Origin of the sequence: Cryobacterium sp. TMB1-7 (genome assembly GCF_004402435.1) — a bacterium.
GTDB lineage: Bacteria > Actinomycetota > Actinomycetes > Actinomycetales > Microbacteriaceae > Cryobacterium > Cryobacterium zongtaii.
This window is the reverse complement of the sequence record NZ_SOFZ01000011.1, coordinates 1-5260: the sequence shown is the minus strand read 5'-3', so window position 1 is coordinate 5260 and position 5260 is coordinate 1. Positions and strand designations below refer to the sequence as shown.

Genomic DNA, 5260 nt, shown 5'->3' with positions numbered 1-5260 from the left:
GTGTCCTACTCTCCCACAGGGTCCCCCCTGCAGTACCATCGGCGCAAAGAGTCTTAGCTTCCGGGTTCGGAATGTGACCGGGCGTTTCCCTCTTGCTATAGCCGCCGAAACACCTGGTGATGGTGAATCGAACCTATATTTTTTAGTTATAGAGCCCTCCGTGGAGGGCGTTTGTTCTCGACCGTACATCGAGAACCACATAGTGGACGCATAGCAGCTTATTCAAACTGAGTGTTATCAAATTATCGGCTTATTAGTACCGGTCAGCTCCAAGAGTCTTTAGTCCTCTCTTCCACATCCGGCCTATCAACGCAGTAGTCTAGCTGCGAGCCTCTCCCCCTAAGGGATGGAAATCTCATCTCGAAGCCGGCTTCCCGCTTAGATGCTTTCAGCGGTTATCCGTTCCGAACGTAGCTAATCAGCGGTGCTCCTGGCGGAACAACTGACACACCAGAGGTTCGTCCATCCCGGTCCTCTCGTACTAGGGATAGATCTTCTCAAATTTCCTGCGCGCGCAGCGGATAGGGACCGAACTGTCTCACGACGTTCTAAACCCAGCTCGCGTACCGCTTTAATGGGCGAACAGCCCAACCCTTGGGACCTACTCCAGCCCCAGGATGCGACGAGCCGACATCGAGGTGCCAAACCATGCCGTCGATATGGACTCTTGGGCAAGATCAGCCTGTTATCCCCGAGGTACCTTTTATCCGTTGAGCGACAGCGCTTCCACAAGCCACTGCCGGATCACTAGTCCCGACTTTCGTCCCTGCTCGACTTGTCAGTCTTACAGTCAAGCTCCCTTGTGCACTTACACTCGACACCTGATTGCCAACCAGGTTGAGGGAACCTTTGGGCGCCTCCGTTACTTTTTAGGAGGCAACCGCCCCAGTTAAACTACCCACCAGGCACTGTCCCTGAACCGGATCACGGTTCGAAGTTAGGTATCCAATATGACCAGAGTGGTATTTCAACGATGACTCCACCTGAACTAGCGTCCAAGCTTCAAAGTCTCCCACCTATCCTACACAAGCCACACCGAACACCAATACCAAGCTGTAGTAAAGGTCACGGGGTCTTTCCGTCCTGCTGCGCGTAACGAGCATCTTTACTCGTAATGCAATTTCGCCGAGTTCGCGGTTGAGACAGCTGGGAAGTCGTTACGCCATTCGTGCAGGTCGGAACTTACCCGACAAGGAATTTCGCTACCTTAGGATGGTTATAGTTACCACCGCCGTTTACTGGGGCTTAAATTCTCAGCTTCGCCTTGCGGCTAACCGTTCCTCTTAACCTTCCAGCACCGGGCAGGCGTCAGTCCGTATACATCGTCTTGCGACTTGGCACGGACCTGTGTTTTTAGTAAACAGTCGCTTCCCACTGGTCTCTGCGGCCTTCGAACGCTCCAGGAGTAAATCCCTTCACGCCTCAGGCCCCCCTTCTCCCGAAGTTACGGGGGCATTTTGCCGAGTTCCTTAACCACGATTCTCTCGATCTCCTTAGTATTCTCTACCTGATCACCTGAGTCGGTTTGGGGTACGGGTGACTAAAACCTCGCGTCGATGCTTTTCTTGGCAGCATAGGATCACTGATTTCGCCCTTACGGGCTACCCATCGGGTCTCAGGCTTAATGAACGACGGATTTGCCTATCGTTCGCCCTACATCCTTAGACCGGGACAACCATCGCCCGGCTCAGCTACCTTCCTGCGTCACACCTGTTAATACGCTAACCGCACCAGCATAGGGTCGCACGCTAGGCCTCACGCTTCACCCCGAAGGGATCCATCTAGAGGATTCAGATGCTTAGCATTACTGGATTAGCTTGGACGGTTTTTCATCAGTACGGGAATATAAACCCGTTGTCCATCGACTACGCCTGTCGGCCTCGCCTTAGGTCCCGACTTACCCAGGGCGGATTAGCCTGGCCCTGGAAACCTTGATCTTTCGGAGGACGGGTTTCTCACCCGTCTTTCGCTACTCATGCCTGCATTCTCACTCGTGTAGCCTCCACGGCTGGTTTACACCGCCGCTTCGCTGGCCACACGACGCTCTCCTACCCATCAACACGGCTGAACCAACACCACAAGGGTGCGGCTTACCAAAAATATCAATGCCACAACTTCGGTGGCGTGCTTGAGCCCCGTTACATTGTCGGCGCGGAATCACTTGACCAGTGAGCTATTACGCACTCTTTCAAGGGTGGCTGCTTCTAAGCCAACCTCCTGGTTGTCTATGCAACTCCACATCCTTTCCCACTTAGCACGCGCTTTGGGACCTTAGATGGTGGTCTGGGTTGTTTCCCTCTCGACGATGAAGCTTATCCCCCACCGTCTCACTGCTGCGCTCTCACTTACCGGCATTCGGAGTTTGGCTAACGTCAGTAACCTTTTAGGGCCCATCGGCTATCCAGTAGCTCTACCTCCGGCAAGAAACACGCAACGCTGCACCTAAATGCATTTCGGAGAGAACCAGCTATCACGAAGTTTGATTGGCCTTTCACCCCTATCCACAGCTCATCCCCTCCATTTTCAACTGAAGTGGGTTCGGTCCTCCACGACGTCTTACCGTCGCTTCAACCTGGCCATGGATAGATCACTTCGCTTCGGGTCTAGGACATGCGACTGAATCGCCCTATTCAGACTCGCTTTCGCTACGCATTCCCCTCTCGGGTTAAGCTCGCCACATATCACTAACTCGCAGGCTCATTCTTCAAAAGGCACGCTGTCACACCAACAAAGGGTGCTCCAACGGTTTGTAAGCAAACGGTTTCAGGTACTATTTCACTCCCCTCCCGGGGTACTTTTCACCTTTCCCTCACGGTACTTGTTCACTATCGGTCATGTAGGAGTATTTAGGCTTATCAGGTGGTCCTGACAGATTCACACGGGATTTCTCGGGCCCCGTGCTACTTGGGATACTCTTCGCGCCATTGGAACATTTCGACTACGGGGTTCGCACCCTCTATGACCAGGCTTTCAATCCTGTTCGTCTATATTCCTTTGTAACGCTCACTGTTCGGCAGAATCAGCAGAAAAGTCCCGCAACCCCGACCATGCAACGCCTGCCGGCTATCACACATGATCGGTTTAGCCTCTTCCGGGTTCGCTCGCCACTACTAACGGAATCACTATTGTTTTCTCTTCCTGTGGGTACTGAGATGTTTCACTTCCCCACGTTCCCTCTACCCGCCCTATATATTCAGGCGGGAGTCACCAGGTCACCTTGCGGGCCTGGCGGGGTTTCCCCATTCGGACATCCTCGGATCACAGTTCGTTTATCAACTCCCCGAGGCTTATCGCAGATTACTACGTCCTTCTTCGGCTCTACATGCCAAGGCATTCACCGTTTGCTCTTGAAAATTTGAAATCACATGAGTTTGAATCGATTAAGTGCCGCGAATAAATTCGCGACCGAAATTGACCAATGATCACACACTTCGAAAAGTGTGTTGATCTTTGTAATTTGACCCCGAAGGGTTCAAATTTAAGATGCTCGCGTCCACTGTGTAGTTCTCAAAGTACGGGCGGTACCCCTTACGACCAGCGGCTCCATCACTGAAGCTCGACTGCTGACCGAAAAAGGTCCAGAGGAAAAGTCCACTCACCACTCGAAAGTGATTCGCGTTCCGGTCCCTCAGGACCCAACAGCGTGCATATGCAAACCCGCCTGACCCAACCCTTTCCATTCACCGAGGTGAAGTACTGAGATCGAACCGATTGGCTCTGCATCAATGTCAATGTTCCACCCATGAGCGCCATCGAAGAACATTCGTCTTCGTATGACTTGGCACCTTGAATCTCCCTGTATACAGAGGAGAGGTGCTGTGCTCCTTAGAAAGGAGGTGATCCAGCCGCACCTTCCGGTACGGCTACCTTGTTACGACTTAGTCCTAATCACCGATCCCACCTTCGACAGCTCCATCCCTTGCGGGTTTGGCCACTGGCTTCGGGTGTTACCGACTTTCATGACTTGACGGGCGGTGTGTACAAGGCCCGGGAACGTATTCACCGCAGCGTTGCTGATCTGCGATTACTAGCGACTCCGACTTCATGAGGTCGAGTTGCAGACCTCAATCCGAACTGAGACCGGCTTTTTGGGATTCGCTCCACCTTGCGGTATTGCAGCCCTTTGTACCGGCCATTGTAGCATGCGTGAAGCCCAAGACATAAGGGGCATGATGATTTGACGTCATCCCCACCTTCCTCCGAGTTGACCCCGGCAGTATCCCATGAGTTCCCACCATTACGTGCTGGCAACATAGGACGAGGGTTGCGCTCGTTGCGGGACTTAACCCAACATCTCACGACACGAGCTGACGACAACCATGCACCACCTGTATAGAGACCTTGCGGGGCGACTGTTTCCAGCCGTTTCCTCTATATGTCAAGCCTTGGTAAGGTTCTTCGCGTTGCATCGAATTAATCCGCATGCTCCGCCGCTTGTGCGGGCCCCCGTCAATTCCTTTGAGTTTTAGCCTTGCGGCCGTACTCCCCAGGCGGGGAACTTAATGCGTTAGCTGCGACACGGAGACCGTGGAATGGTCCCCACATCTAGTTCCCAACGTTTACGGCATGGACTACCAGGGTATCTAATCCTGTTCGCTCCCCATGCTTTCGCTCCTCAGCGTCAGTTACGGCCCAGAGATCTGCCTTCGCCATTGGTGTTCCTCCTGATATCTGCGCATTCCACCGCTACACCAGGAATTCCAATCTCCCCTACCGCACTCTAGTCTGCCCGTACCCACTGCAGGCCCGAGGTTGAGCCTCGGGTTTTCACAGCAGACGCGACAAACCGCCTACGAGCTCTTTACGCCCAATAATTCCGGACAACGCTTGCACCCTACGTATTACCGCGGCTGCTGGCACGTAGTTAGCCGGTGCTTTTTCTGCAGGTACCGTCACTTTCGCTTCTTCCCTACTAAAAGAGGTTTACAACCCGAAGGCCGTCGTCCCTCACGCGGCGTTGCTGCATCAGGCTTGCGCCCATTGTGCAATATTCCCCACTGCTGCCTCCCGTAGGAGTCTGGGCCGTGTCTCAGTCCCAGTGTGGCCGGTCACCCTCTCAGGCCGGCTACCCGTCGTCGCCTTGGTGAGCCATTACCTCACCAACTAGCTGATAGGCCGCGAGTCCATCCTTGACCGAAATTCTTTCCAACTCCTAGCCATGCGGCTGAAGTTCGTATCCGGTATTAGACACCGTTTCCAGTGCTTATCCCAGAGTCAAGGGCAGGTTACTCACGTGTTACTCACCCGTTCGCCACTGATC

General features: G+C 53.6%; 3 rRNA genes. All 3 read right to left on the bottom strand.

From position 1 onward, the window contains the following. A 5S ribosomal RNA gene (gene rrf, locus E3O60_RS04315) occupies positions 1-109 on the bottom strand; the annotation flags it as partial. A 124-nt stretch (positions 110-233) separates the two neighbouring features. After that, positions 234-3361, bottom strand: a 23S ribosomal RNA gene (locus E3O60_RS04310). A 468-nt stretch (positions 3362-3829) separates the two neighbouring features. Further along, positions 3830-5260: ribosomal RNA gene (locus tag E3O60_RS04305) — 16S ribosomal RNA — on the bottom strand; the annotation flags it as partial.